The 24,835-nt window shown below is 69.5% G+C and carries 24 protein-coding genes and 2 pseudogenes; 15 read left to right on the top strand and 11 right to left on the bottom strand.

What is annotated here, in order from left to right; all coding sequences use genetic code 11:
• Positions 1 to 893: 893 nt before the first annotated feature.
• Positions 894 to 1,028 (bottom strand): hypothetical protein, encoded by a 135-nt coding sequence (locus tag HW130_RS35910; protein ID WP_256356076.1) that lies wholly within the window; start codon positions 1,026 to 1,028, stop codon positions 894 to 896.
• Between the two features lie 69 nt (positions 1,029 to 1,097).
• Here HW130_RS35910 and HW130_RS36970 point away from each other — a divergent pair, with 69 nt between their 5' ends.
• Entirely contained in the window at positions 1,098 to 1,817 is a 720-nt protein-coding gene (locus HW130_RS36970) for a WD40 repeat domain-containing protein (RefSeq protein WP_375256531.1), read from the top strand.
• A 129-nt stretch (positions 1,818 to 1,946) separates the two neighbouring features.
• On the opposite strand, the gene HW130_RS14065 is transcribed toward HW130_RS36970, so the two are convergent.
• Entirely contained in the window at positions 1,947 to 2,720 is a 774-nt protein-coding gene (locus HW130_RS14065; protein ID WP_177149875.1) for an MIP/aquaporin family protein, read from the bottom strand.
• Positions 2,721 to 3,436: 716 nt separating this feature from the next.
• Between HW130_RS14065 and HW130_RS14060 the strand changes: the two genes are divergently transcribed.
• From HW130_RS14060 to HW130_RS14030, 8 genes and pseudogenes are all read left to right on the top strand, one after another.
• Positions 3,437 to 4,150, top strand: coding sequence for an SDR family NAD(P)-dependent oxidoreductase (locus tag HW130_RS14060; RefSeq protein WP_177149874.1), 714 nt, complete (start codon positions 3,437 to 3,439; stop codon positions 4,148 to 4,150).
• Positions 4,140 to 4,434 (top strand): annotated as a pseudogene (locus tag HW130_RS35905) (chorismate synthase); the annotation flags it as partial. The gene HW130_RS14060 and the pseudogene HW130_RS35905, both read left to right, overlap by 11 nt.
• Positions 4,435 to 4,651: 217 nt before the next feature.
• On the top strand, positions 4,652 to 4,939 hold the full coding sequence (locus HW130_RS14055; protein ID WP_177149873.1) for a trypco2 family protein: 288 nt from the start codon (positions 4,652 to 4,654) through the stop codon (positions 4,937 to 4,939).
• Between the two features lie 40 nt (positions 4,940 to 4,979).
• Positions 4,980 to 8,219, top strand: a complete 3,240-nt coding sequence (locus HW130_RS14050; protein ID WP_177149872.1) for a tetratricopeptide repeat protein — start codon at positions 4,980 to 4,982, stop codon at positions 8,217 to 8,219.
• A gap of 415 nt (positions 8,220 to 8,634) precedes the next feature.
• Positions 8,635 to 8,727, top strand: a pseudogene (locus HW130_RS14045) (transposase); the annotation flags it as partial.
• A 102-nt stretch (positions 8,728 to 8,829) separates the two neighbouring features.
• A complete protein-coding gene (locus tag HW130_RS14040) occupies positions 8,830 to 9,372 on the top strand; it encodes a DapH/DapD/GlmU-related protein (RefSeq protein WP_177149871.1) in 543 nt (180 codons plus the stop codon).
• A 189-nt stretch (positions 9,373 to 9,561) separates the two neighbouring features.
• Positions 9,562 to 9,897, top strand: a complete 336-nt coding sequence (locus HW130_RS14035) for a helix-turn-helix transcriptional regulator (protein ID WP_177149870.1) — start codon at positions 9,562 to 9,564, stop codon at positions 9,895 to 9,897.
• A complete protein-coding gene (locus HW130_RS14030) occupies positions 9,897 to 10,622 on the top strand; it encodes a cation transporter (RefSeq protein ID WP_177149869.1) in 726 nt (241 codons plus the stop codon). The genes HW130_RS14035 and HW130_RS14030 overlap by 1 nt, the downstream gene beginning before the upstream one ends.
• Positions 10,623 to 10,820: 198 nt before the next feature.
• On the opposite strand, the gene HW130_RS14025 is transcribed toward HW130_RS14030, so the two are convergent.
• Positions 10,821 to 12,071 (bottom strand): MFS transporter, encoded by a 1,251-nt coding sequence (locus HW130_RS14025; RefSeq protein WP_256356075.1) that lies wholly within the window; start codon positions 12,069 to 12,071, stop codon positions 10,821 to 10,823.
• Between the two features lie 60 nt (positions 12,072 to 12,131).
• Between HW130_RS14025 and HW130_RS14020 the strand changes: the two genes are divergently transcribed.
• Positions 12,132 to 13,133, top strand: a complete 1,002-nt coding sequence (locus HW130_RS14020; protein ID WP_177149868.1) for a helix-turn-helix transcriptional regulator — start codon at positions 12,132 to 12,134, stop codon at positions 13,131 to 13,133.
• A 516-nt stretch (positions 13,134 to 13,649) separates the two neighbouring features.
• On the opposite strand, the gene HW130_RS14015 is transcribed toward HW130_RS14020, so the two are convergent.
• The 5 genes from HW130_RS14015 to HW130_RS13995 form a co-directional block, all read right to left on the bottom strand.
• Complete coding sequence (locus HW130_RS14015) at positions 13,650 to 14,219, bottom strand: carbonic anhydrase (RefSeq protein ID WP_256356074.1); 570 nt, start codon at positions 14,217 to 14,219, stop codon at positions 13,650 to 13,652.
• A gap of 561 nt (positions 14,220 to 14,780) precedes the next feature.
• Positions 14,781 to 15,185 (bottom strand): hypothetical protein, encoded by a 405-nt coding sequence (locus HW130_RS14010; protein WP_177149866.1) that lies wholly within the window; start codon positions 15,183 to 15,185, stop codon positions 14,781 to 14,783.
• Between the two features lie 604 nt (positions 15,186 to 15,789).
• The gene (locus HW130_RS14005; protein WP_177149865.1) at positions 15,790 to 16,335 is read right to left on the bottom strand and encodes a DUF488 family protein; all 546 of its coding nucleotides are present in this window, start codon (positions 16,333 to 16,335) and stop codon (positions 15,790 to 15,792) included.
• Positions 16,336 to 16,432: 97 nt separating this feature from the next.
• Entirely contained in the window at positions 16,433 to 17,092 is a 660-nt protein-coding gene (folE, locus tag HW130_RS14000) for a GTP cyclohydrolase I FolE (protein ID WP_256356073.1), read from the bottom strand.
• 1 nt (position 17,093) lies between these two features.
• On the bottom strand, positions 17,094 to 17,234 hold the full coding sequence (locus HW130_RS13995; protein ID WP_177149864.1) for a hypothetical protein: 141 nt from the start codon (positions 17,232 to 17,234) through the stop codon (positions 17,094 to 17,096).
• Positions 17,235 to 17,357: 123 nt separating this feature from the next.
• On the opposite strand from HW130_RS13995, the gene HW130_RS13990 reads away from it, so the two are divergent.
• From HW130_RS13990 to HW130_RS13975, 4 genes are all read left to right on the top strand, one after another.
• Complete coding sequence (locus HW130_RS13990) at positions 17,358 to 18,167, top strand: metalloregulator ArsR/SmtB family transcription factor (RefSeq protein ID WP_177149863.1); 810 nt, start codon at positions 17,358 to 17,360, stop codon at positions 18,165 to 18,167.
• A gap of 35 nt (positions 18,168 to 18,202) precedes the next feature.
• Entirely contained in the window at positions 18,203 to 19,318 is a 1,116-nt protein-coding gene (gene tal / locus HW130_RS13985) for a transaldolase (RefSeq protein WP_177149862.1), read from the top strand.
• A 192-nt stretch (positions 19,319 to 19,510) separates the two neighbouring features.
• Positions 19,511 to 20,761 carry an NAD(P)/FAD-dependent oxidoreductase gene (locus HW130_RS13980; RefSeq protein WP_177149861.1) on the top strand — a complete coding sequence of 417 codons (1,251 nt, stop codon included), beginning with the start codon at positions 19,511 to 19,513 and terminating at the stop codon, positions 20,759 to 20,761.
• Between the two features lie 266 nt (positions 20,762 to 21,027).
• Positions 21,028 to 21,468: a DUF6086 family protein gene (locus tag HW130_RS13975; RefSeq protein WP_177149860.1), complete on the top strand. Its 441-nt coding sequence runs from the start codon at positions 21,028 to 21,030 to the stop codon at positions 21,466 to 21,468.
• Positions 21,469 to 21,550: 82 nt separating this feature from the next.
• Here HW130_RS13975 and HW130_RS13970 read toward each other — a convergent pair whose 3' ends face one another.
• Positions 21,551 to 21,865: a hypothetical protein gene (locus HW130_RS13970; RefSeq protein ID WP_177149859.1), complete on the bottom strand. Its 315-nt coding sequence runs from the start codon at positions 21,863 to 21,865 to the stop codon at positions 21,551 to 21,553.
• A 792-nt stretch (positions 21,866 to 22,657) separates the two neighbouring features.
• Between HW130_RS13970 and HW130_RS13965 the strand changes: the two genes are divergently transcribed.
• The gene (locus tag HW130_RS13965) at positions 22,658 to 23,425 is read left to right on the top strand and encodes a hypothetical protein (RefSeq protein WP_177149858.1); all 768 of its coding nucleotides are present in this window, start codon (positions 22,658 to 22,660) and stop codon (positions 23,423 to 23,425) included.
• Between the two features lie 279 nt (positions 23,426 to 23,704).
• On the opposite strand, the gene HW130_RS13960 is transcribed toward HW130_RS13965, so the two are convergent.
• On the bottom strand, positions 23,705 to 24,055 hold the full coding sequence (locus HW130_RS13960) for a PRC-barrel domain containing protein (RefSeq protein ID WP_177149857.1): 351 nt from the start codon (positions 24,053 to 24,055) through the stop codon (positions 23,705 to 23,707).
• Positions 24,056 to 24,136: 81 nt separating this feature from the next.
• Positions 24,137 to 24,307, bottom strand: a complete 171-nt coding sequence (locus HW130_RS13955) for a hydrophobic protein (RefSeq protein WP_177149856.1) — start codon at positions 24,305 to 24,307, stop codon at positions 24,137 to 24,139.
• Positions 24,308 to 24,835 lie beyond the last annotated feature (528 nt).

The raw sequence follows: 24,835 nt of genomic DNA, 5'->3' as shown, positions 1-24,835 counted from the left end.
CCGAGTCCGCGTTCGCCGCTGCGCGAGGCCCCGTGCCAGCCCAGACCTCCCAGGCGCCGACGCGGTTGACGAGCCTCGGCGGTCGCCCCGGGGATGGAGAGGGGGTGTCCCACGCACGTCTGACCTCCCGCCCGGTCGAGAGTGACGGCCGCGGCTGGTCTCCGACGGGGATCAAGCGGATGTTCCGCCCCCCGGTGCCCCAGCCCCAGCCCCAGGAAGTCGGACAGGGCGCAGCGTTGCTCTTCCTTCGTCGGGCAACCTGCTCGGCGAGGACCAGGCGCTCGGGTACCGACGTCGTGAACATCGACCTCACCGTAATCGGGGTGCCCCGCAGCTCATCGACAAACGACCCCCGTTCTCGTTCTCGTGTTCAAAGCCACCCGGTGTCGATGACCTGATCCGGGTCGGAGTCAGCAGGGGCTCGTACAGCCGCACCAATGTGCTGTGGGCTTTCCCGCCAGGGCGGCGTCCACCTCCTCGACGGCCGCCGGCCGCAGCAGTGGGCCGCCGGGCGTCCCTGGACGACCTCGGCCTCCCCGGCTGACACCGGTACCTCAGTACACGCGTCGACCGCACGGACGCCTGAGCGAACGCCCCGCCAAAGTCGGGCACTTCCCAGGGTAGCGGTCGGTAACAGTCGGAACCGTTACCCAATCCGACCTGGGGAAGTTCTATTAACCGGCCCTCAAATGAGTGTTACAGGTTGGCTTTCCTGTCCGGCGCCGAGCGGTCGACGGCCGACTGCCGACCGGTACGGCTGAAGCTCGGCCGGGGCGGAGGCACGCTGGGCAGCGAGCTCGGCAACCGTGCGGCCGCGTCCGCCCCGGTCGTCCGCTTCAGCGGCAGGGTACGGACGGGGACCGATGCCCAGCGGGCGGCGCGTGCTCACGCGGTCAGTCGCCCAGCGCATGCGAGTCGAGCACACCCCGGTCCCTCAAGTCGGCAAGGTCCGGGAGGTGGTGGATGGGGCCGGTGTCCAGATCGGCCTCCGTGGCCACGACGCGGGCTCGCGGCTCTGCGGCGGCCACGCTCGGGGCTGTCGCCGGCGCCTTCCTGCGCGGCCAGCTCAGACGGCAGTTCCGCATCGGTCAGGGACGATGCCCCTGGCCAGTGCTCTCAGTCCGTCAGGGGCGCCGAGACCGTCTCCAATGCCACCCGCGGCTTCGACGCTGGGAAGAAGATCAACGGGCGCAAGAGCACATCGCCGTCGACACCCTCGGCCTGCCGGTGATGATCACGGTGACACCCGCAGACACCACCGACCGCGACGCCGCCCGCGAACTGCTTTGACGCCTGCGCCTTATGCAACCGCAGATCACGCAGCTCTGGGCCGACTCCGCCTACGCCGGCCAGCTCATCAACTGGTCCGACGACTTCCTCCACATGACGCTCAGAACCGTCTCCCCTCCCCCGGGGCGAGAGCCTTCGTCATCCCGCCCCGCCGCTGGAAGGTCGAACGGACACTGGACGGGACGGTACGGCTGTGGGACCCAGTCACCCTCACCCCCGTCGGCAACCCCTACACCGGCCACACCGCGGCAGTCCGGTCGTTGGCCTTCTCCCCCGGCGGGGGCATGCTGGCCATGGAACCCTGGAGAAGGTCCCACGGCTGTGGGACCCGTCCACAGGCGCCCCCATCCGCGCCCCAGACAAGCCACCATGGGAGTTCCCTGGCGGTGGCGTTCTCCCCGGACGGGCAACTACTCGCCACCGGCGGGCGGGACGGGACGGTACAGCTGTGGGACCCGCTCCTCCGCCCCCTGTGCGACCCCCTCACCGCCGACGGCGGAGTACGTCGTCGGGTGGACGATGAGTGATCAAGTGCCGAGGCGAGCCGGCCCGGCAACCGGCTGTGGGGCAGGGCGTGGAGTTGCAGGTGGGCAAGGTCGCCATCGCCTCCCGGCCGGGCACGCTCGGACGCCGCGAGCGGCAGCCCGGCGTCTGCCTCAGCGCGCCGGGGCCCGCCGCTTCAGCAGTCCGGCCACCAGGGCTGCCAGCAGCGACCCCGCCACCGGGGCCAGTACGTAGACCCACAGCAGCCCGGTCGTGCCGGAGACCAGCGCGGGTCCGAACTGGCGCGCCGGGTTGGCGCCGCCGCCCGAGAGCGGCCCGAGAAAGATGATCACGGCGGCGACGCAGGCGCCCACCACCGTGGGCAGGTATGTCAGCAGGTGCCGGCGCGTACCGGCGAAGGCCACGATCAGCATGATCACGGTCATGGCGCCGGCCTCCGCGGCGAACACGGCCCCGGTGCTCCAGCCGGCAGCCGGCGTCAGCGCAGCGTCCCCGACCCGGGCGGCCGCGTCACCCCACGCCAGGCGCGCCAGACCCACGCCGGCCACCGAGCCGGCCAACTGCGCGACGACGAACGGCAGCACGGCCTGGACGGGGAAGACCCGCAGCAGCCACAGCCCGATGGTGACGGCCGGGTTCAGGTGCCCGGCCGTCTCCCGGCGCATGGACGGCCCGAGCACGAGCACGACGATCACACCGACCAGCAGACCCATGGCCACGAGCTGGCTGGTCAGCGTCGGAAAGAGGTCCGCGAGGGGCGTGCCGGGTCCCGCCATCCAGCGGACGGCCGTGACCACGGTGAACAGCATGCCGGTGGACAGCGCGAACTCGTAAAGGGCGGTCTCCAGGACGCGGGGCACCCGCCTTCGCACGCGCACGGAAGGTTGTTCGGTCCGTGGACCGGTATCGAGGAAGGTCCCAGTCATGCTCGGAATGTGGGGCCCCGCCCGGGCCCCGGCAACCTCGGGCGCGCCACTTCGTCAGGTGCTGCGGACCTGAAGAGGCCCCGGTCATCTGACGAAGTGGACCGGCGCCCATGGACCGGTCCTTCCGCCGTGCAGCACATTCATGCCAGTCGGCCAAGGACCCCGGCTCGGCCTCCCCTTGAACGAGGCGGCCCGTGGAGCGCCCGCGCCGTCGTGGAGCGCCTGATCGAGTTGAGCACCTGGTCACCGAGTACGACGTCCGCGTCGGGCTCTGAGCACCGGGTGCCCGGCCGCCGTGCGGCGGCCGGGCGCAGCCGCGCCCGTACCCCCGTGCCCAGGAAGCCCGTACTCATGAAGGACGTGAAGGAACGGACATGGTGAACGACACCGCCGCCCCGACGGTGACCATCTGGTCGGACATCGGCTGCCCCTGGGCGAGCCTGGCCCTGCACACCTGCACGGCGTCGCCGAGCGGCGGGAGCTTGCACTGATCATCGACCACAAGGTGCGAGGCGTACCCGCCGGGAGCGAAGAAGTGCGGGCTGCCCTGGATCCGCGGACCCTCGGCCGTGGCCCACTGCCCGGCGCCACGTTCACGTGGACGGGATCCCCCTACGAGGGCGGCTTGCCACGGCTGGACGACTACAGCACCGCGTGGGCCGATGAACTGCTCGACACGATTCACAGAGATCAGTAGAGAAAGAGGAGCTCGATCCATGTCCAAACGATTTGCTGGAAGGGTCGCCCTGGTCGCGGGAGCGGGCGACGGCATCTGCCAGGCGGCGGCAGTCGCGTTCGCCCGGGAGGGTGCGCGCGTACTGGTGGCTGGGCCGGACCCGGAGGAACTGGCGGGCACGCTGAAGCTGATCCGCGATGCGGGAGGTGAGGCCGACAGCGTCGCGGCGGACATGACGAGGGGCGGCTCGGCCGCGGCCGCGGGCATGGTGGCGGCTGCGGTGAAGCGGTTCGGCGCGCTGGACATCGCGTTCAACAACGCGACCGTCACCGGGCCGAACAGCAACGTCGCCGACATCGCCGAGGACGTGTGGGCCGACATCCTCGCCGCCAATCTCACGGGGGTCTTCATGGCGATGAAGCACGAGCTCGCGCACATGGAGTCGCGCGGTCGCGGAGTGATCGTGAACACCGCCTGCAACATGGCGAGCAGCGGGCGACTGGTGGGCATGAGCGCGTACGCGGCTTCGAAGGCGGCGCTGAGCGCGTTGACCCGTACCGCCGCGCACGAGTACATCGGCAAGGGCATCCGGATCAACGCGATCAGTCCCGGGCCGGCCCACGAGGAGGGGGCGAACCACGCCGACGGGGCGACCGCCGCGGAGGTCGCCGAGACGGTGGTGTGGCTGTGTTCCGACGATGCCTCCTTCATCGTCGGACACGACATGGTGCTCGACAAGAAGTTTGTGGTCTGAGATTCCCTCGGCGGCGTCCGCCGTCCGCCACGGCCCGTCGCTGGGTTCCCCGGTCGCCGTCATGATCGGTACAGTGAGTGACCCCAGGTGGGAGAAGGTCATGTCGGCCGATCCCGTGGACCCCTCCCGCTGAAGGAAACTGGCGCAACGCACCGCTGACGCGGCCGCGCCCCCCGGCCACGCCGACCTCGCGGGCATGCAGAAGTAACGGCTTCGACGACGCCCGGTCGATCCCGGAGCGCGCCGGCGCCCGGGAGACCGTCGCCCTCGGCACGATCGCGCGGCCAACGAGCACACGCCCGCAAGAGGTCGCGCAAACGGTCACCGAAGCATGGGATCAGGCATGACCGGGGCGGTCATGGGTGACGGGTGGGCCGCGGGCCGGGAGTGATTTCCGGTAGAGGCTTCCTGCTTCGTGTTGTTGTGAGATGGTCGTCCCGAAGATGCCGAGGACAAAGCGGACTTGGGGGATCAGTGGGTGATGGTGGCGGGGAAGACTGGATGGATCTGGCCGACGCGATCACGCTGTTGCGGGACCAGGTCGCCGAGGCGCAGCGGCGGCTCTCGGCCGAGGGGGACAAGGGGGTCCTCTTCTCCTTGGGAGAGATCACGCTGGAGCTCGGGCTTGAGTTGACCGGCAGCCGGAATCTGGACGGGGGACTGCGTTTCGCAGTCGTCAGCGTGGGGGCCAAGGCGGAGCGGGCGAGCAAGGCCACCCACCAGGTCACGGTGCGGCTGGAGCCGCACGGTTCAAACCTCGGGCCGGTCAACGTCTCCGATGAGGAGTAGACCGGTGCGGTAGCGGTCCGGGACAGCAGAAGGGGGCAGGGTGGAGTTCGACCGGCGGGTGCAGATCAGGGTCCACCGGCGGGAAGGCACAACATTCGGTTCCGGCTATCTGGTCGCGCCTCGGCTGGTGCTGACGGCCGGCCATGTCATCGAGACGGCCATGGGGCCGGACCCGACGCGGGTGACTGTCTGCCGGCCCGATGCGGGGAAGGACCAGTTCCCGGCAGCCGTCCGGTGGTGGCGCATCGACGACGAAGTCGACGCGGCGCTGGTCGAGGTCGACGCAGCGCCTGCACCGGGTGGCGACGGCCTGCGCTGGGAGCCGCCCGAGTCGCTGATTGACGTGCGCACCCGGCCTCAACAGCGGTGGGGCCGAATCATCGGCACCCGGCCCCACCCGGTCACCATCGCTGGGTTTCCCCGCATGGAGAAGGACCCACGCACCCGCGACCGCTTCGACGGCCAGATCAGCGGGGAGATCATGCCGGGGACCGGATCGCTCGCCGGGCGCTACGAGGTCTTCAGTAAGGACGCGACCGTCCCCGTGAGCGAGGGGAACGGCACTGGCTGGTCAGGGATGTCCGGCGCCGCCCTGCTGGCCGAGAGCCGCCAGAGCGGCCTGCTGTGCGGGGTGGTCCGCAAGGACCGTCAGGCCGTGGGCGGCACCCGGCTGACAGCCACCCCGGCGTCGGCGCTTCTTGCGGACAAACGCTTTTCGGCGCTGGTCGCCGAGCACGGCGGGTGGCAATCCCTGCTGGAAGCCGCCGAACCGGTGGACCTGCTCGAACCGGCGGCCCGCGAGCGGGACCTGCGGTCGCCGACCATGCTGCTGCGCGCCGACGCCGAGGCCGTGACGTTCCGCGGGCGGGAGGACGAGCTACACGCGCTGCGGGACTGGTGCCAACGCGACGCCGAGGGCTTCTCGGTGCGGGTGATTACCGGGCCCGGCGGGCAGGGCAAGTCCCGCCTCGCCCGTCGGCTGAGCGATATCCTGCGCGAGGAGGGCTGGGTCACCGGGCACCTCCGGGCGGAACTGCGTCACAGCGACCTCGCCCTGCCCGAACTCAGGTCCCTGGAGACCGCGCTCCCCTTCCTGCTGGTCGTCGACTACGCGGATGCCCGGCCGAGCCTGGTACGCCGCGTCATCGACCAGCTCCGGAGCTGTCGCCACCGCACCCGGCTCCTGCTCCTCGCCCGCACCGGCGGCACCTGGAAGACCGACGGCTTCACCGCCTCCCACGCCGACGAGATCCTCGCCAGGGCCCCGACGACCGAACTGGCGTCACTGGCACCCGAGGACGGCCCGCCCGAGACCCGTACCGAAATGTTCACCGACGCCCTCGGCGACCTCGCCGACCTGCTGGAGGAACTGCCGGGCCTGCCCGGCCGCCCGCCCGCCGGGTGGCCGATGCTCGCCAACGCCCTGCGCGCCCCGCAGGATCTGGACGAGCCCGCGTACGAATCCGTCCTCACCGTGCAGATGACCGCCCTCACCACTCTTCTGCAGAACGGCTCGGCGCCCGTCGAGACCGCGCTCGAGGAACCCGCCGAGGCCACCCTCCTCCGACACGAGCAACGGTACTGGGTGCGGGCCGCCGAGCGGCTCGGGCCGCTCGATCCGACGACCTTGCACCGGGCCGTCGCCGTCGCCGCGCTGTGCGGGGCGACGGACGAGGCCGAGGCCCTCGCGGCCGTCGGCGTACTCCCCGAGGTCCCCCCCGCGCGGGCAGCGGAAGTGACGGCGTGGCTACGCACCCTCTACCCGCCCGGTCCCGACCGGTTCTGGGGCACGCTTCAGCCCGACCGCGTCGGCGAGTACCACGCCTCCCGTGCCCTCCTCGACCTCGATCCGCCACTCCCACTGGCCGCCCTGCTGGCGTGCTCCTCCACCGACCAGCAGGTGCAACTGGTCACCGTGCTCGTACGGGCCGCCGTCGCGCACCACCAGGCGGGCCGCACGGCCCGGACGGCCGACATCCAGCAGGCGCTGCTGAACGCCCTGGAAGCCACCACCGCCGGCATCGACGTACTCCACCAACTCCAGATCGTCGTGCCCTACGGGAACAACGGCCTGGACGACCTCAACCTGCGGCTCGCCGAAGACCACTTGGCCACGGCCCGCCAGCATGCCAAGGACGGTTCGACGTCCGCACAGGCCGCCCTCGGTGTCGCCCTGAGCGGCCTGAGCTCCGCGCTCAGCCGCGCAGGCCGCCACGAGGAGGCCCTGCACACAGCGCAGGAGCGACTGAAAGTCTGGCAGGACCTGGACAGAACCCACCCCACCCGTGACATCCAGTACGCCCTCGCGCTGAGCGGGCTGAGCTCCTACCTGCGCGCCGTCGGCCGCGACGAGGAGGCGCTGCGCTCCCTCGAACAGAGCGTGGACCTGATAGAGCGGCTAGCGAGAACGGACCCAGACCTTCGGGACGACCTCGCCCTCGAGCTGCAGCTACTCACCGACTTCCTCCGAAACCTGGGCCACCACGACAAGGCCACGCGCGCACTGCGCCGGTCCGTGGAGCTCACCCGACAGCTGGCCAGGACCGATACCGCCTACGAATTCGAGCTGGCGCTCCGGAGCTCGAACCTCGGAACGCTCCTGGTCAAGTCGGGCCACCACGAGGAAGCCCTGCAGCTCATGGCGGACTCGGTGGACGGCCACCGCCGACTGGCCCGTCGCGACCCGCGCAACGGCGAGCCGATGCTGATCAGCGCGCTCATGAACCTCAGCAACCTCCTGCAGACCGTGGGGCGTTCCACCGAGGCTCGCCACACCATGCAGCAGGCGATCGCCATCGGGGAGCACCGGCGACGGATCGGGCTCGGCAACAGCGAGACGGACACCGACATCGTCGTCCAGACGCTTCAGCTCGGCCGCTGGCAGGCCGAGGCCGGATCCCCGTCGGCGTTCCTGGCCGCTCTGCGACGTGCACTGGATGTCTGGCACCAACTCGACGAGGCGTCACCCGAGTACGAGCCCGCCGTCGCCGAACTCCTCTCCCGCACGGTGAACCAGCTGACCGCCTACGGCCTCTGGGAGACGGCACTGGAACCCGCGATGACTGCGCTGGACATCTGGAGCCGACTGGTCTGCCGGAACCCCGAGGCCCACCTGCCCGGCTTCGTCCTGGCGGTCGGTGCGATGGAGCAGGTGGCGTCCAACGTCGAGGACGTGTCGGTCCAGGCCGATCCCCTGCTCGCGGCACTCGACCGCCACCTGGCGGAGCTGCTGCCGGTCGCCTTCGAGGCAGCGCAGAGCGCCATGATCCACCGCAGGTAGCGCCGACCCGCCACGACGGGGCTTCGACGGCGGCAGGATCCGGTCTCAATCCGGTCTGAGCCGCGCTTGTCAGCCACTTCCGATCTCCGTGACCACCCGTCGGCGTCAGGAACGCTCAACGACACTCCCTCTTGACTGCGCGCCGCACGCTGCATCCCAACGGCCCCATCTTCACCGCAAATCGCCGGGGAAAGCTTCCGGCCCGGGGCATGGGACACGTAGTTGGCCCACCAACATGGCCCCTGGGCCCGACAAGAGAGCGATGTCAGTGAGAAAGGGCAACGGACCTCCCGCCGACTGGTTCTGCGTCGAGTCCACCGCCCGCACCGAGCAATCCCAGTCAGGGCTCGCCGCACCTCCAGCGTGGAGCGGAACGGGTACTCGTCTCAGTCGTCACCCAGCGTCGGCCGGAGCAATCATGGGCGCGATCTTGTACATGGACCGCACGGGCGTCCAGTGGCGCTACCTCCCGCACTGGAACACGGTCTACGGCTACTTCACGAAGTGGGGTGTGGTTACCGCGGCGAGCGTGTTCCGGGACGAAGCGCCGGGTGGAATGACCTCTGACTGGATCTTGTCCGGTTAGCCGTACAGGAGACAGGATCGTGGCATGTCCAGCGACCGTTTCATGCGCATCCACAGCGCCGAGTTCCAGGCCATGGCCGAGAGGGTCCTGCGGGTCACCGAGCTCACCTCCCGCCTGAACGTCCTGCCCTTCGAGGACGAAGCGGGCAAGGCCGAACTGTTGGAACAGATCCTCGGCAGGCCGCTGCCGCCGAGAGTCACGATCTATCCGCCCTTTTACACGGACCACGGTCTCCACCTCGACCTCGCCGAGCGCGTGTTCATCAACCAGAACTGCACGTTCCTGGACTACGCCGGTATACGGCTCGGCGAGCGCGTGATGGTCGGCCCGAAGGTCACGTTCATCACCAGCGGCCACCCGGTCGATCCCGAGGAGCGGCGGCTGTACCTCACCGGCGCGCCCATCGACGTTGCAGAGAACGTGTGGATCGGTGCCGGTGCCACGATCCTGCCCGGCGTCAGCATCGGCCGTGATGCCGTGATCGCCGCTGGCGCGGTCGTGGCCGATGACGTTCCATCGGCAAGCCTGGTGACTGGCACCAAAGCCACCGTGCACCGACGGTGGTGACGACCTCTCCGAAGCCCCACCAACCGCAGATCCTGGGATGAAACACCGGGAGGAAACGACGTCTAGTACGTGGGGATGTGGCGTCCCGGGATGTCTTGCCGCTCGCAGGACGCACGAGACGTGGCTTCGCGGCGTCCGCACGTGCGTGCAGAGTTTCATGAATTCAGGATTCCGTGTACTGTCGGTGGTGTGCTGACTCTCGCTGCTGACATCCAGGTGCTGGCGCGGTTCGGCCGCGCTCTCGCCGACCCGATCCGCTGTCGGGTCCTCCTCGCCCTGCGCGAGGCACCGGCCCACCCCGCAGACCTCGCTGACACCCTGGAGATCTCCCGGACCCGGCTGTCGAACCACCTGGCGTGCCTGCGCGACTGCGGCCTGGTCGTCGCGGTACCGGTCGGCCGGCGCACCCGCTACGAGCTCGCCGACGAACGCCTCGGTCACGCGCTGGACGATCTGCGCACCGCCGTGGTCGCCGTTGAAACCGACAAGACCTGTGTGGACGCGGAAGACAAGGACTGCTGCTGATGACCGCCGAGATACCCATCGGCACAGGCCCGGCAGCGGCCCGCCGCGACGTCCTCGCGAAGCGGATACGGCTGCTGGTCGCGGCCACCATCACCTACAACGTCACCGAGGCGATCGTCGCGATCAGCGCCGGGACGATCGCCTCCTCCACCGCCCTGATCGGCTTCGGCCTGGACTCGGTCATGGAGGTCTCCTCCGCCGCCGCGGTCGCCTGGCAGTTCTCCGTGCGCGACCACGCGGCACGAGAGGCACGGGAGAAGACCACCCTGCAGATCATCGCGGTGTCGTTCTTCGCGCTCGCCGCGTACGTCACCATCGACGCCGCCCGTGCGCTGGCCGGCACCGGCGAGGCCGAACGCTCCATCCCCGGCATCGTCATCGCCGCCCTCTCGCTCGCGGTGATGCCGTTCTTGTCCGCCGCCCAGCGCAAGGCCGGACGCGAACTCGGCTCTGCCAGCGCGGTCGCCGATTCCAAGCAGACCCTGCTGTGCACCTACCTCTCCGCCGTCCTTCTGGTCGGCCTGGTCCTCAACGCCACTCTCGGGTGGTCCTGGGCCGACCCGATCGCCGCCCTCGTTATCGCCGCCATCGCGGTCAAGGAAGGCTGCGACGCCTGGCAGGGCAAGGGCTGCTGCGCCACCCCGGCCGCCGCCGCGGCGGTCCCCACCGCAGCCGTTGAGACAGACGCGTGCCGCTGTCGCCCCGGCTGCGACTGCTACCGCTAAACCGACACCCGCACAGCACAGGACCCCGGCCATCACGTGGCCGGGGTCCTCTACTGTCCAAGATCATTGCTTAGCGCAATGGCGGTGTGGCCGCTGCCCTGGACATAACCGGGTTTGTCGGAGCGAAACTCGGGTACGCGCGACGTTCAGCCATGACCTGGGCATACCGCCCCCTGTCGGAGTGCGTCCGGGGGGGCCTCAGGTCGGGTGCGTCGCCTTGAGGTCCTTGGCTGTGTCGGTGTGCCCGCGGTCGGCGTCGGATCCGGCCGGTATGCCTCCGGCCGCCGGTCGCATGCGCCGGAGACCGGGTGTGAGGGCCAGGGTGACCGCGGCGGAGGCGACGGCCATCACGGTCATGGCGGTTGCGGGTGAGGTGAGCTGCGCGATGCCGCCTGCGACCGCCGCGGCGATGCCTTGCATGGTGAACATGCCCGAGTGGTGCAGTCCGAGGGCGTGGCCCCTCAGCTCGCTCGGGACAAGGGACATCAGGCGTTCCTGGAGCAGCAGGTTGGCGGAGAAGCCTGTCGACGCCACGGTCACGGCGGCGAGCGTCAGGGGCATCGGCGGGTGCAGGACGAAGATCAGATATGGGACGGCGAGCAACAGGAGTAGTGGCGGCGCACCGAACCTTTCGCGCCAGTGCCTGGGCAGGAAGCGGCCGGTCACGGTGTCCCCGGCCAGCATGCCCAGCGCGGCGGAGGCGAACAGAAGCCCCGCGTGGTGTGGTGCGTAGGAGACGAAGAGGGACTCGCAGCCGACGACGAGTCCGTTGGGTACCCACAGGGCGAGGTACACGCGGCGCCGTGGTTCGGATGCCCACAGGCGCGTGTTGGTCCGCCAGGTCTCGCTCACGGACGGACGGCCTTGTGCGCGCGGCGGCCGTCTTTCGAGACCGAGGCGGGCGACGGCTGCGGCGACGAGGAAGAGGGCGGCACCGGTGAGCAGGGCCCCGCGCGGTGTCAGGACGTTGACGAGGACGGCGCCGAGGGCGTAACCGCAGATCTGCAGGCTTCCCGCGCACATGTTGAGCACCGAACGGCCGAGCAGGTAGCCCTGTGCGGGGAGGAGCTCGGTGAGGAGTCCGTAGCGTACTCCGCCGCCGAGGGAGCCGAGCATGCCCTGCACCGACAGGATCGCGAAGATCGCCCCCATGGACAGGCCGGGCAGGGCCAGGGCGGTGGTGGCCACGGCGAAGAAGAGCGCCAGGCCGATGGTTGCGGTGCGCGGCGGCAGGCGGTCCGTCGCCGACAGCAGGAACGTCGCGCCGATCATCTGCGCCAGCAGCGGGCCGAACATGCTGAGGGCGGTGAGGAGCGGTGAGCCCGTCGCGTCGTAGACGAGCGTCCCGAGCGCCGTTCTGCTCACGGTCTGGGCCGCCACGTGTGCGGCAAAGGTCGCGAGGAGCGGGGTGAACTCCGGGGCTTTGAAGAGCTCCTGGTAGTAGCGCATGGACGGAGTGTCGTCACATGTCCGGGCGCGGAGTTAATGTTTCGCGGGGAGGCGAAAGCATTGGGCTGGTGGGAGGTCGACGCGGATACGCTCGCGAGCAGCCGGTTCGTCGTGTCGCCGCTGTGCGAGACGACAGCGAGCCTGATGGTCCTGGAGAAGGAATCCCCCGGCCATCCCGCCGAGAGCCGCTGGCTGGACAGTCACAGATCCGCCTACCGGGAACGGCTGGCCGCCGATCCGGTCACCGCTGTGCTGGTGCCCGTCGCGCTGGGCAGGCACCGGTGGATCGCCGACTTCCTGACGCCGGTGCCGTCCCGGGCGGGTGAGGCACGCGGCGGTGCCGAGTTCCACGACGAGCTGGCACGGATACGCGAGACGCCGGCCGACACCGCCCGCACCGACCTCGAGAAAGCTCACCGCGGACCGCTGCCGGGCCCGTTGCTGCGCCCCGATCTGCCGGAGCGCATCGCCGACCTTTTGGAGTGGGTGTGGCGGGAGACAGTGGCGCCCGACTGGCCGCGGCGGCGGCGTGTCATCGAGGCCGACGTCGTCGCGCGTGCGGGCCAGTTGAGCCGGGCGGGCTGGGCAGCGGCACTGGACGACATGCATCCGCAGATGCGGTGGCTGGGCGACAGCCGGCTGCAGATCAACACCCGTGCCTTCCCGCCACGGCAACTGAGGGGATCACAGCTGCTGCTCGTGCCGGTCACGCCGCGCAGGGGATGGATCTCTATGGACCGGCCGGACTCCCACGGCGCGGTGCACCGCAACGCCGTGGTGTATCCGTGTTCGGGCACGCTGGCGGAGCCGGAGCGTGCCGCTGCTCCGAAGGCGCTGGGCAGGCTGCTCGGTGCCGGGCGGGCGCGGGTGCTGGTGTTCCTGGATAGCCCGATGAGCACGACGCACCTGGTGGCGGTGACGGGCCAGGGTCTCGGCTCGGTGGGCCGCCACCTCAAAGTGCTCCTGGACGCCGGGCTGGTCGGCCGCCGCCGTGCGGGACGGTCCGTGCTCTACTACCGCACAGCCGCCGGCGACGTGCTGGTGCGGGCGCAGGACTGTTAGCGTCCACGGGGCCTTTATCGCTGGGCTGCGAGGCCGCGCATGATCGGGGGCGGGGACGGGAAAGGCGAGCCGAAGGCGCCGGGATCGCTGAGGCGGCGATCGATCTGCAAGCGGGCCGGCGAATCTCGCATCATGAGCTGTTCTTGTTCTCGTCATGGGGTGAGGTGCACGAATACGCCGAGCACGACTCCGCGGCAGCGGAGCTGAAGGCGATCGTGGAGCCGGTCGACACCTACGGGACGCAGCAGATCATCGCGGCCGTGAAGCGAATGGTCGACGAGGACCAGGCGCGGGTGGGGGTGTTCACCGTCCACAAGGCCAAGGGTCGCGAGTGGAGGCGGGCGCGGATCGGGAACGGATTCACGCCGACGGCGGATGAAGCCAGGGCACGTGCAGAATGCTGCGCTGCACCCACGGCACCGCCCGCCGGCTCGTCCACGAGCAGCCCTTCGGCAGCGGTTCGCCAGGCACTCGGCCGCCGCAGCCGGGCGTCGCCCGTTCGACTCGTCCGACCGGTCAGGAGGGCGCGCCGGCCAGAACTTCCACCTTGCCGGTGTCGAGCGAGTAGTAGGCGCCGACCACGGCAAGGGCGCCCTTTCTCACGAGTGGGGTCAGGTCCTGGTTGGAGCGCAGATCGGCCGCGGTCAACGTGACCTGGGCGCGGGCCATGGTCTCGACCGGGTCGGCGCCACCCTCCCGGACTGCCTGCTCGTACGCCGGCTGCAGGGCCCTGACGATCGCCTGCAGGTTGCCGGGCAGCGGTTTGCCGTCACGAAGGGACGTGTACGCCGCCTTGACGGCGCCGCAACGCTGATGCCCGAGGACCACGATGAGGGGGGTGTCACTCGTCATGGGCCCGTACTCGACAGAGCCGGTGACCACCGGGCCGACCGCCTCGCCACCCGTGCGCATCACGTAAAGGTCACCCAGGCCGGTATCGAAGAGGAGTTCAGGCGGCACGCGGGAGTCGATACACGAGAGGATCGCCCCAAAAGGCTCCTGCTCCTGGGCCACGAACTGACGCCGGTTCGGATCCCGGTCGGGGTGTTGAAGGTCTCCGCTCACCCAGCGCTTGTTGCCTTCCATCAGCCTCGCAAATGCCGCGGCGGGCGTGGTGGGCCGCGCTTGCGGCGAAGCGCCGGTCGCCGACGAAGCGGCCCTCGTGGTTGAGGAGCACCCCGCAAGCGCGACTGTGGCGCCCATAAGTCCGCCGGCAAGCAGCGCTCTACGATCCGGACGTCGGGCACTGTCCATCGGTCGCTCCCCTCGATGTCGCTCAGGCACGTCCCCGCGTTTGACCAGGCCAATTGTTCAGCGTGGTGTGGGTGCCCCGGCAGCAGGCGCAAGCGGGCGCGGGCCACATTGCCGCAAACGGCCCACAGAACCGGCTCGGGCGGCGGCGTGGAGCAGCCCTCATGCCGAGACCGGCTCTGCCCGACCGGAGTGCCGAATCCGCGGATCGTGTCCCCTGTCGTGGTGTAGGGGATCAAGGCGGTGAGCCTGGGTCGGTGCGCCCCGCAGGTGCTTCCGCTGCTCCGGTTCGTGCCCCCTGAACGGCAACGGCCATCGTGCAACGCTCCGGGAAAACGGCAACCGCTCATGTGCGATGCCGGACCATGTGCATCACCCGGCCGCGCGGCAACCGGGTCAACTCGCCGGGCTGGTCAGGACGCAGTTCGGATAATCGTTGTCCGGATCGCCGACGGCGACCCAGAGCTTCAGGACCTTGCCTTGCCTCAAGGCGGCGTAGGAGGCGGGCTCCCGCTCACCCGTTTCGGGGTGAGCGGCGTCGAAGGACACACCGACGAAGCTGTACTCCTCGTTGGAGCCATGCTTCCAGGTGCCTGTTCCGGACCCGGTCAAACCCTCGTCCCAGCGGTAGGCGATGCAGACTTTATCGGCGATGAACGTCCCGTCCGGCTTCAGCGTGAGGGTGCCGCCGTCGGCATCGGTCCACGTGGTCGCAAGTTCGGCCGGCTTCAGAACGACCGGCTTGCCTTCGGGCGGCGGCATGACGGTGAGCCTGCCGCAGGCCGTCAGGGCGAAGGCCATGGCGAGCAAAATCAGCGCAGTACGACAGGAACGCAACACACTCCACCCCTAGCGGGTTCCGCAGGCCGCGTGCACGACCGATGGGCTCAAGAACGCACGCCGTACCCTGGCACAGAGTTTGAACGCGTTCAAGTCGTAGTTGTCGGCGGCCACTCTTCACGAGGCGTGAGGCGGTACGGCAGCGAAGTACCGCAACCACAGCGGCCGATCGCGTTCGGGCCGCAAATAGCCCATGGATCACCTTCTTCGCGAACCGCGTCCTGGCCCGGCGCACGCGACGATCCATGCCATCACCACTTGACGCGACGGGCGCCGCAACAGGTTGCTGACCACCCAGGGCAGAGAACAGCTGCCCGCCGCTACACCACACCAGGGGACAACCAATCCGCGGAGGATCCGGACGGCCTTGAGCTGGAGCTGTTCTGTTTGGGTGAGGGTTTGCGGGTGTCGCGAGGAACTGCTGCGTGCAGGCGCGCCCCGGTCGCAGCGCACTGGATCGGTGACCGGCAGACAGGCCCGTCCGTCCTGCGCCACGGCACGCCCGAGCTGCGCGAGGAGATCCTGCCGCAGATCGCCGCCGCGACCGCGGTCGATGACCTTGCTGTCACGGCGGCCGGGAGCCGGCGTCGTCGTACACGAGAAGGCCGTCGCCACGCAGGCGCACGCCTGGCGTCGGATTGTGCACCGTGAGGCGTCCATCGTGCATCAGGTGGTGAACGAGCACGCCGCGGGCCAGGACGGCGAAATCGGCGATCAGGCGCCGGTGGCATCGCCACCACACCGCCTCGCTGCACATCACCGTGGTGCGCTCCTCGCCCGCTTGGCGCACGAGGGCGTCCATGGCGGAGATGAACTCCGGGCTGCGTGTATGAGCGGCGTAACCACGGAAGGACTCGTTGCGCCATACCGTGTCGGGAGAGTCCGGCGGCGGCTTGCGGAAGCCGCCCAGGCGCGGCTCCCACCGGTAGGCGATGTGCTCCTCGGGCATCCACTGGGCCAGCCGTTGCCGTGACAGGTCTGGGTCACGGCGACTGCCGGGAGCGGTCCTGACGTCCACGACGGCGGTGACGCCGGCTTCTCGGAGGAGTTCTGCCAGAGAGGTCCGGTCCGCGGTGCTGTGGCCGAAGGTGATCAGCTCGAGCCGGGGCATCGCGAACCCGTCTGCAGGGTGGTCCGATCGAGATCCATACAGCAAGTTCAGCAGCTTCCGGCCGGCACGGTGCCACCCGTCCCGGCCGCTGCTGTGGTCAGCGGGGCAGGCCGGTCAAGGCCAGGAACTCGCTGCGGGACCGCGCATCGCTGCGCAGCAGGCCGAGGAGTGTGGAGGTCATCGTCGTCGTGCCGGTGGCCTGGACGCCGCGCAGCGTCATACAGGTGTGTTCGGCCTGGATGACGACGCCGACGCCTTTCGGCTCCAGGTGAGCCTGGAGCCAGTCGGCGACCTGCTTGGTGAGCCGCTCCTGCACCTGAGGACGGCAGGCGAAGTGCTCCAGGACGCGGGCGAGTTTGGACAGGCCCAGGATCCGGTGCCCGGGCAGGTAGCCGATGTGGGCCGTCCCGACGAACGGCAGAAGATGATGCTCACAGACGCTGCGGAGCGGGATGCTCCGGGCGAGGACCAGTTCGTCGTAGCCCTCGTCGTTGGGGAAGGTGGTCAGGTCGAACGGGCGAGGGCTGAACAGTTCGGCGTAGGCGCGGGCCATGCGTCCCGGGGTGCCGCGCAGGCTCTCCGAATCGGTGTCGATACCCAGCGCCTGGAGGAACTGCGCCGCTGCGAGTTCGGCGGCCGTCAGATCCACCCCGTCCACGTCGTGGACCACACGCAGCGCAGCAGGCGCCGAAATCGGTTCAGGGGCGGGGTACGGGCCGGGGGCTATGTGCACGGCGGAGCGGAGGTCCTGGGTCATGTCACTCACCCATCCCGAGAGCACTGCCCATCCGCCCACCGACCGCCACGGCGACCGGGTTCGCATCGAACGGATGCCCGTACGAGTCCGCGAGGGTGGTGCTGACCGGCTGTTTCCCCTGCTTGTGCAGTTCCATGGGCATGGCTACCTCCTTAGGAGTTTCACCAATCAGTATTGGACTTATTGGAGAGGATGGTCAAGCTTCCTGGGAAGAAACCCAGATCGCTTCAGTTCCGCCTGCGTGGATTGGAGTTATCGTGAAGGTATGACCTCAGGACTGACTCCCCCTTCGCCCCATCCCCGCACCGCGGCGGGCGTGGAAGCGGTCTCGGTGCTCGCGGATGATGTGCGTCGCACCCTGTACAACTTCATCCGGCTCGCGCACCGGCCGGTGACACGGGAGGAGGCAGCCTCGAATGCCGGCATCTCCGCCAAGCTGGCCGCCTTCCACCTGGACAAGCTCGTCGCGGCCGGGCTGCTGACCTCCCGCTACGACCATCCGGGAGGCGTCCGCAAAGTCGGCCGCAAGCCCAAGGTGTACGAGCCGGCCGAGACCGACATCCGCATCAGCATCCCCGAGCGTCGGCCCGACGTGCTGGCCGAGATCCTCATCGACGCGGTCCTCGAACAGGAGCAGGGCGAGGATGCGCTGTCATCCGCGCTGCGCACGGCCCGCCGCCGGGGCGAGGAGCTGGGAGCGGCGACACGCGCCAGCAGCCGTCCCGGCCGTCTGGGGCCCGAGCGTTCCCTCACGCTGTCCGAGTCCGTGCTGGAGGAGCACGGCTTCGAGCCCGACCGGCAGGCCCCGACCGAGGTGCGGTTGCTGAACTGCCCCTTCCACCCGCTGGCCACCCGTTCGCCTGAGCTGGTGTGCGGGATCAACCACGCCTTCCTCGGCGGCTTCCTCACCGGCCTGCAGGCAGCCGGGATCGACGCGGTCCTCGCCCCTCACCCGGGACGGTGTTGTGTGGAACTGCGCGCCGCGGCCGGCGGTGCGAGCGTGCCCGGCCCTGCCACCGGGGGGTGTGTGAAGGAGCTCTGCGCCCGGCCCACGGAGGATCCGGGCGCGACGTAGACGGCATCCCGCGAGACGACACATGGGAGAAGATCATGAGTGAGAAGCTGGATCGGCTGGCCGCCGAAGGCGTAGCGGTCTGGCTCGATGATCTGAGCCGGGAGCGGCTTGCCGGTGGCGGGCTGGCCGGCCTGGTGCGTGACCAGCGGGTGGTGGGTATCACCAGCAATCCGACGATCTTCGCCAAGGCGATCCGCTCGGGTGCCCGCTACGACGCACAGGTCCGTGATCTTGTCCGGCGCGGGGTGCGGGTGGAGGAGGCGGTCAGGCTGCTGACGGCGTTCGACGTGCGCTGGGCCTGCGACGTACTGCGACCGGTGTACGAGGCCGGCGACGGGGTGGACGGGCGGGTGTCGCTCGAGGTGGACCCGCGCGTCGCTCATGACACGGCGGCGACGATCGCCGAGGCGCGGGCCCTGTGGTGGTTGGTGGACCGGCCGAATCTGTTCGTGAAGATCCCAGCCACCGAACCCGGCCTGGCGGCGATCAGTACCGCGCTCGGCGAGGGCGTCAGCATCAATGTGACGCTGATCTTCTCCCTCGACCGCTACGACCAGGTGCTTCGCGCTTTCCTTGACGGCATGGGCAAGGCCCATGCGGCGGGGCGTGATCTGGCATCCATCGCGTCGGTGGCCTCCTTCTTCGTCAGCCGGGTGGACACCGAGGTCGACAGCCGGCTGGACAAGATCGGCACGCCGGAGGCGCTGGCTTTGCGCGGGCGGGCCGCGATCGCCAACGCGCGCCTGGCCTACCAGCGCTTCGAGCGGGCCGCCGCATCCCGGCAGTGGCAGGCGCTGGCCGCGGCCGGGATGCGCCCCCAGCGTCCGCTGTGGGCCTCCACCGGGGTGAAGGATCCCGCCTATGAGGACACCCGCTACGTCGATGACCTGGTGGCGCCCGGGGTGGTCAACACCATGCCGGAGCGGACCCTGCGCGCGGTCGCCGACCACGGCCGCATCCGGGGCGACACCGTTCACGGCACCTACGCGGCATCCCAGCAGGTACTCGACGACTTGGAGGCTGTCGGAGTGTCCTACGACGACGTGGTGCGTGTGCTCGAGGACGAGGGCATCGCCAAGTTCACCGCCTCCGGCAACGAGTTGTTCGAGCAACTGGAGGCCGAACTGCACCCGAGGCGCTTCGCCGCCTGATGCAGCCGGCCGCCGACGAACCGTACGAGCGCCACGGTCTCCGGCGACGACCGATCGGCGGACACACCGGGGAACAAGTCAACCGCTGACAGCTCAGGGCTGTCGACGACGATGGTCTGGCCACGTGCGACGTCAGCAGGGAGCGGATCGCCATCCGCCTGCGGGCCGAGCCAACTCAGCAGAGGAGAGAGCATGGCCGCGAACACAGCATTCGTGATCGTCGGAGCGAGCCTGGCCGGTGCGAAGGCAGCACAGACCCTCCGGGAGGAGAACTTCGACGGCCCCGTAGTACTGCTCGGAGAGGAAAGCGAGCACCCCTACGAACGCCCGCCGCTGTCGAAGGGCTATCTGCTGGGCAAGGACGAGCGTGACACTGTCTATGTCCATCCTGCCCAGTGGTACGCCGAGCACGACGTCGACCTGCGCCTGGGCGCCACGGTCACGGGGATCGCCCCAGATCGGCACGAGGTGACGCTCGCTGACGGCAGTCGCATCGGCTACGAGAAGCTGCTCCTGACCACCGGTTCCTCACCTCGTCGCCTGACCGTGCCCGGAGCCGACCTCGACGGAGTGCTCTATCTGCGCCGGCTCGCCGACAGCGACCGCATCAAGGAATCCCTTGAGTCCGCATCCCGCATCGTGGTGATCGGCGCCGGCTGGATCGGTCTGGAGACAGCGGCCGCCGCCCGCGCGGCCGGCGTGGAAGTCACCGTGCTGCAGAGGGCGGAGCTGCCGCTGCTGCGCGTGCTGGGCCGCGAGGTCGCCCAGATCTTCGCCGACCTGCACAACGATCACGGGGTGGACCTGCGCTTCGGTGCTCAGGTCGCCGAGATCACCGGTGCCGGCGGCCGGGCGAACGGCGTACTGCTGGCCGACGGCAGCCGCATCACTGCCGACGCGGTCATCGTAGGGGTCGGCATCACCCCCAACACCCAGCTCGCCGACGCTGCCGGCCTGGAGGTCGACAACGGCATCCGCGTTGACGTCGGCCTGCGCACCTCGCACCCCGACATCTACGCCGCCGGGGACGTCGCCAACGCCTTCCACCCACTGCTCGGCCGACACATCCGTGTCGAGCACTGGGCCAACGCCGTCAACCAGCCGCAAGCTGCGGCCAAGGCGATGCTCGGCCAGGACGTGACCTACGACCGCCTTCCGTACTTCTTCACCGACCAGTACGACCTGGGCATGGAGTACACCGGCTACGTCGAACCCGGCGGCTACGACCAGGTGGTCTTCCGCGGCCGGAGGGACACCCGCGAGTTCATCGCCTTCTGGCTCGCCGAGGGCCGGGTCCTGGCCGGAATGAACGTCAACGTCTGGGACGTCACTGACCCGATCCGGGCCCTCGTGACCTCTGGGCGCCCGGTCGACGCGACGAGGCTCGCCGACTCCGACATCCCGCTGAGCGACCTTCTCGACCGCCCCGACTCGGCTGGGTGACAGCCGGGAGAGGGCATGAAGGTGACGCCTTCGCACGTCATCTCGACGGCGAGCACGGTTTCCTGGCCCGCTCGTGTGGTTTGGCTCGCCGGCTGCCGCTGGCTCACCGTCGCTACGAACGCAAGCCTGAGCACTTCCCGGCCTTCGCCGGCACTGCATAGCCGCAGCCCTCATCTTCCATCGGCGTCCGGCAGGCCGTAACACCGACGACAGCGACGATTCGCCTGGATACGCTGACCTGCCATGACCGGCTGAAGGGTGCCAGGATGAGCCAGTACTTCGATCTCGGCGACGAGACCCTGTGGAACCCGTCCAATGGAGCTTCCCGTATGTTCCAGCGTCAAGTAGCCGTCTTCGAGTCGGAGCTGGAACTTCCATCGGGCATCGGGCCGATGGAGAACGACGAGTGCCAGATCCACCCGGCAACCTACAAGGCCTTCGTCAAGGCCCTGCTGGCACAGCACCGAAGAACGAGCCACGCCATCGTCCTCGCGCGCTCCGAAGACTTCATCGCCAAAGTGCCCGTTCTTGCAGAGCGCGCCGGGATCGGAGTGGACTGGGCGGAACTCGGAGCCACCCCGGAAGCCCCGAACGAAGACGTGAAGGTTTCCGCCGTCACAGGTATGTCGATCCCGGCGGAAGGCGGAGCCTGGGGTGCGGGTCTGCGCGAGAAGGCACGGGAGCTGGGGCGGCGTATGCCCCGCTGACCGGAGCAACCGCGTACGACGAACCGAGCACACCCCTCGCCCCTGCAGCCCGCCACAAGAAGCGGCTTCTCACCTTGAGTTCTTAATCAGATGGCTCGTCGTTCCAGCGAAACCACGCTCGGTCCTGGTGTATGTGCAGGAGGAACTCGTCAACAGGTCCGGAGGGTGACAGTAGGGTCAGGGCGTCCTCGATACGGTCGTACGCGTCGTCGAACCGCTCGAACTCCTCCGTCTCCACGATCGCGTGTACCTCGTCGAACCACGGCTTGACCTGTTGGAAGGCGGGCTCGGGGGCGACCCGGCCTCGCAGCCAGGGGAAGACGGCTTCATCCACGGTGATCGTGCCGATAAGGGCGTCCTCGCGCACCAGCCGCCACACGATGTCGTCGTCGGTCATCCTGCTCTCATGGTGCCTGTCGTCCGGTTCGCACTCCTTGGCCTTCCCTGGCCCAAGCGTCGGCAAGAGGTTACGGAACACGGGCCAGGCGAGCCTCCGGCGGGGTGGTGTTCCTGAACCGAGCTGAGCTTGTAGCGAGGGACCAGGTCAGCCGCTGACCGGCAGAACCACGGGACGATGGCTCTCGCGCCGCGGACAGAGAGGACCGGCCTGCGGTCTCCGCCTGCGGTCTCCGTCCTAGTAGGGCTAACCGCCGCTGATCAGCTCCCCAGCCCAGTCGGTGAGCGGCGGCTGCCGCGTCGCAGGAGGTTACGTAGAAGTCCGCGCAATCTGGCGCGGCGTGGGAAGGACTCCCCGGGCCGGGCGGTCTCCCCTCTGCCAAGTGGCCTTTCGGGCATGGGATGCCTGAGTCCGGCGATCTCCAGCACCAGGGGTGGCACGCTCGGTGGTGGCCTCTGTGTGGAGAGACGTCGAAGGGCTGGGGCGGGTCACGTACCTCACGTTTCAGTCGCAATTTGAGCAACCGGCGTGCGGTGATCCGTTGAACCCGGTAACCGGCGACCCACCGTTGAGCCGGCGAGTGAGCGAGGTTCGCACATGTCCAGGCCCCTTCCCCACAGTGCCCGGCGCCGCCCCGTGACCGCGGGCCGCCTCCCAGCAGGCCGACCCGGCCGAGCTCCCTCTCAGCAACTCGCGCACTGATCGGTCGATCCCATGGACTACTGCGTTCCTTGCCGCCGCCCTCTCAACGACACCGTGACGTGCCCGGAGTGCGGGGCGTACGACGATGGCATGGCACTGCCGGGCGAGTCGGGCGACCGCGCTCCGGCGGTCGACACGGCGGTGATGGAGGTCCTCTTCGGCACCGGACCGGACCCCGTCGAAACACCCTCGCCTTCCCCGGCGATCCCCACTACCCGGAAACGGGCCGCCGAGGACGCGACCGCCTCGGCCCCGACTCCCCCGGACGGGGGGCCCGAGGCCCGGCGTCGTCACGGCGCGCCGCGCTGGAAGAAGTACGGCGCCCGGGCCCTGGCCGCGGCCGCGTTCACCGTGCTGGGCGGCCTCGCCGCCGGCGCGGTGCTTCCCGAGCCGACGGCCGGGCCCCAATCCGCGGACATCCCCGACGCGCCCCCGGAACAGGCATCCTCCGAGGCACCCCAGGGGCACGCCGCCGCACCGCCGCGGGCCTCACGCCCACCGGAACGTGAGGCCAGGCACCCTGCCAGAGGAACCGACCGGGACCGCGACAGCAAGGTGATCCGGCCCCCACGCGCGACCGTCACGCAGCCGGAATCACCAACTCCCCCGGCTCCTCCCGCCGTCACCGCTCCGCCGTCCGGGAAGCCCACCCCGGCCCCCCGCCCGCCGAGCGGCCGCCCCAGCCCCTCGCCCACCCCGACGGCACCGTCCACCTCGGCCCCGGCTCCCACACCGAGTCCGAGCCCGAGCGGCAGTACCGGCACCCCACCCACGGCCGGCCCCACGCCGAGCACCACGGTCAGGTCGCTGGCCGATGCGCTGCGCGGTGGTACGGGGTTGCTGCTGCCGGGGCGGTAACGGGCGGACGGGCGGGGACCAGGGTGATCGAGTACATTCGCGTCAGCGGGTGCGGCGCGCTGATGGCAGGGTTTCGGTCATGAGCGATGGCGGCGCGACGGACGCAAGCGGCTCCTGCCCCTGGCCGGTGGACGTCGGGCGCTGTGACCCGGACGACTCCGACGCGAAGCTGGACGCGCTCCGCGCGCTGCCCGCCACTGAGCGCCGGGAGTCCCGGGCACAAGGCGGGGGGCGGACCGGAAACGAGTCCCGGTCCGCCCCCGCCTCGGGGATCGGATGTCAGCCCATGAAGCCGCCATAGTAGCCGCCGAGTTCGTCCCGGTATCCCGGGTCGTCGGCGTGCGAATCCTTCTCGAACTCGGGCGCGTTCTTGATCTCGTCCTTCGTGCGGGAGACATGAACGGTCTCCGCCGCGAAGTCGATGCTCGAAACGACTCCGGCGGGCAGCAGGACATGCTTGCCGAAGATCCATGGGCCGGTGTCGACGACGATGTGCGAGGAACCCATCTCGTCGGAGTGCTTGTCGACCTTCCCGATGCTGCCGTCGGTGGCCTCCACCTTGAAGCCCACCAGGCCGGCGCCGGTCGCGCGGCCGGAAGCGGGGGTGTAGGCCCAGAGGTTGGGGTCCATGAGAGTCCTCTCAACTGTCGATCCTGCGGCATCGGTTGCTCGGCGACGGCCAAGGGCCGCCTGCAGACGAGGGCCGGATCCCTACCAGCGGTACCAGCGGCCCCGTCGGCCGCCTGAAGCCGCGGGCCGGACCACGAACCCCAGCAACCACACCACCAGCACGATGACGGCGATCCACCAGAGTGCCTTGAGGGCGAAACCGGCACCGAAAAGAACGAGCGCAAGCAATAGGACGAGAAGAAGGGGAACCATTTCTCATCACCTCCGGAATTCCGTATGCCCCGCACCTGAACCGCCATGCGCGCACTGTGACCCGTTTCTCGGAGCCCTTCCCGGGTACACGCACCGCCGCAAAACAGTGCCGCCGACCACTTCACAGTGGTCAGCGGCACAGGGCACGCATCATCGCTCCAAGGCCCACGCCCTTTCCTTCCGCTCATTGAGAATCATCTTTCGTAGCGGTCTTGTGTCGCCGTCACCCATAACGTCGCAACGCAACCGGAATTGCGGCGTGCAAGACCTCCGTATTGCAGCCGGTGAAGACGACAGGGATCAGTCCGTCCTGCGGACCCATGCCGGCAGAACGACCCGGAAGGCCACGCACCAGGTCCGGATGCCGAACGATCCACGCCGCGAGGACGTCACTCAGTACGAAGCGCAGGTTCTACACCCCGGTCTGCGCCACGCGTACTTCCTGGAGCAGCTGGACCCGCCGTCTGTCCCGCACGCTCGGACTTCGACTCGCCGCTCGCGTCGGTCCTCGCTTCGTCAACCGTCATC

It is taken from the genome of Streptomyces sp. PKU-EA00015, assembly GCF_013387495.1.
Classification (GTDB): Bacteria; Actinomycetota; Actinomycetes; order Streptomycetales; family Streptomycetaceae; genus Streptomyces.
The sequence above is the reverse complement of the archived record's forward strand: the minus strand, read 5'-3'. Positions and strand labels throughout refer to the sequence as shown.

Excerpts from the sequence above, each read along its gene's own strand:
- HW130_RS14030 (WP_177149869.1), top strand. The coding sequence starts at position 9,897 with ATGACCGCCGAGATACCCATCGGCACAGGCCCGGCAGCGGCCCGCCGC.
- HW130_RS14040 (WP_177149871.1), top strand. The coding sequence starts at position 8,830 with ATGTCCAGCGACCGTTTCATGCGCATCCACAGCGCCGAGTTCCAGGCC.
- HW130_RS36970 (WP_375256531.1), top strand. The coding sequence starts at position 1,098 with ATGCCCCTGGCCAGTGCTCTCAGTCCGTCAGGGGCGCCGAGACCGTCT.
- HW130_RS14060 (WP_177149874.1), top strand. The coding sequence starts at position 3,437 with ATGTCCAAACGATTTGCTGGAAGGGTCGCCCTGGTCGCGGGAGCGGGC.
- HW130_RS14005 (WP_177149865.1), bottom strand. The coding sequence starts at position 16,335 with ATGCCCCGGCTCGAGCTGATCACCTTCGGCCACAGCACCGCGGACCGG.
- HW130_RS13970 (WP_177149859.1), bottom strand. The coding sequence starts at position 21,865 with ATGACCGACGACGACATCGTGTGGCGGCTGGTGCGCGAGGACGCCCTT.
- HW130_RS14065 (WP_177149875.1), bottom strand. The coding sequence starts at position 2,720 with ATGACTGGGACCTTCCTCGATACCGGTCCACGGACCGAACAACCTTCC.
- HW130_RS13990 (WP_177149863.1), top strand. The coding sequence starts at position 17,358 with ATGACCTCAGGACTGACTCCCCCTTCGCCCCATCCCCGCACCGCGGCG.
- HW130_RS13995 (WP_177149864.1), bottom strand. The coding sequence starts at position 17,234 with ATGCCCATGGAACTGCACAAGCAGGGGAAACAGCCGGTCAGCACCACC.
- HW130_RS14015 (WP_256356074.1), bottom strand. The coding sequence starts at position 14,219 with ATGGAAGGCAACAAGCGCTGGGTGAGCGGAGACCTTCAACACCCCGAC.
- folE (WP_256356073.1), bottom strand. The coding sequence starts at position 17,092 with ATGACCCAGGACCTCCGCTCCGCCGTGCACATAGCCCCCGGCCCGTAC.
- HW130_RS14010 (WP_177149866.1), bottom strand. The coding sequence starts at position 15,185 with ATGGCCTTCGCCCTGACGGCCTGCGGCAGGCTCACCGTCATGCCGCCG.
- HW130_RS13965 (WP_177149858.1), top strand. The coding sequence starts at position 22,658 with ATGGCACTGCCGGGCGAGTCGGGCGACCGCGCTCCGGCGGTCGACACG.
- HW130_RS13975 (WP_177149860.1), top strand. The coding sequence starts at position 21,028 with ATGAGCCAGTACTTCGATCTCGGCGACGAGACCCTGTGGAACCCGTCC.
- HW130_RS13960 (WP_177149857.1), bottom strand. The coding sequence starts at position 24,055 with ATGGACCCCAACCTCTGGGCCTACACCCCCGCTTCCGGCCGCGCGACC.
- tal (WP_177149862.1), top strand. The coding sequence starts at position 18,203 with ATGAGTGAGAAGCTGGATCGGCTGGCCGCCGAAGGCGTAGCGGTCTGG.
- HW130_RS14025 (WP_256356075.1), bottom strand. The coding sequence starts at position 12,071 with ATGCGCTACTACCAGGAGCTCTTCAAAGCCCCGGAGTTCACCCCGCTC.
- HW130_RS13980 (WP_177149861.1), top strand. The coding sequence starts at position 19,511 with ATGGCCGCGAACACAGCATTCGTGATCGTCGGAGCGAGCCTGGCCGGT.
- HW130_RS14055 (WP_177149873.1), top strand. The coding sequence starts at position 4,652 with ATGGATCTGGCCGACGCGATCACGCTGTTGCGGGACCAGGTCGCCGAG.
- HW130_RS13955 (WP_177149856.1), bottom strand. The coding sequence starts at position 24,307 with ATGGTTCCCCTTCTTCTCGTCCTATTGCTTGCGCTCGTTCTTTTCGGT.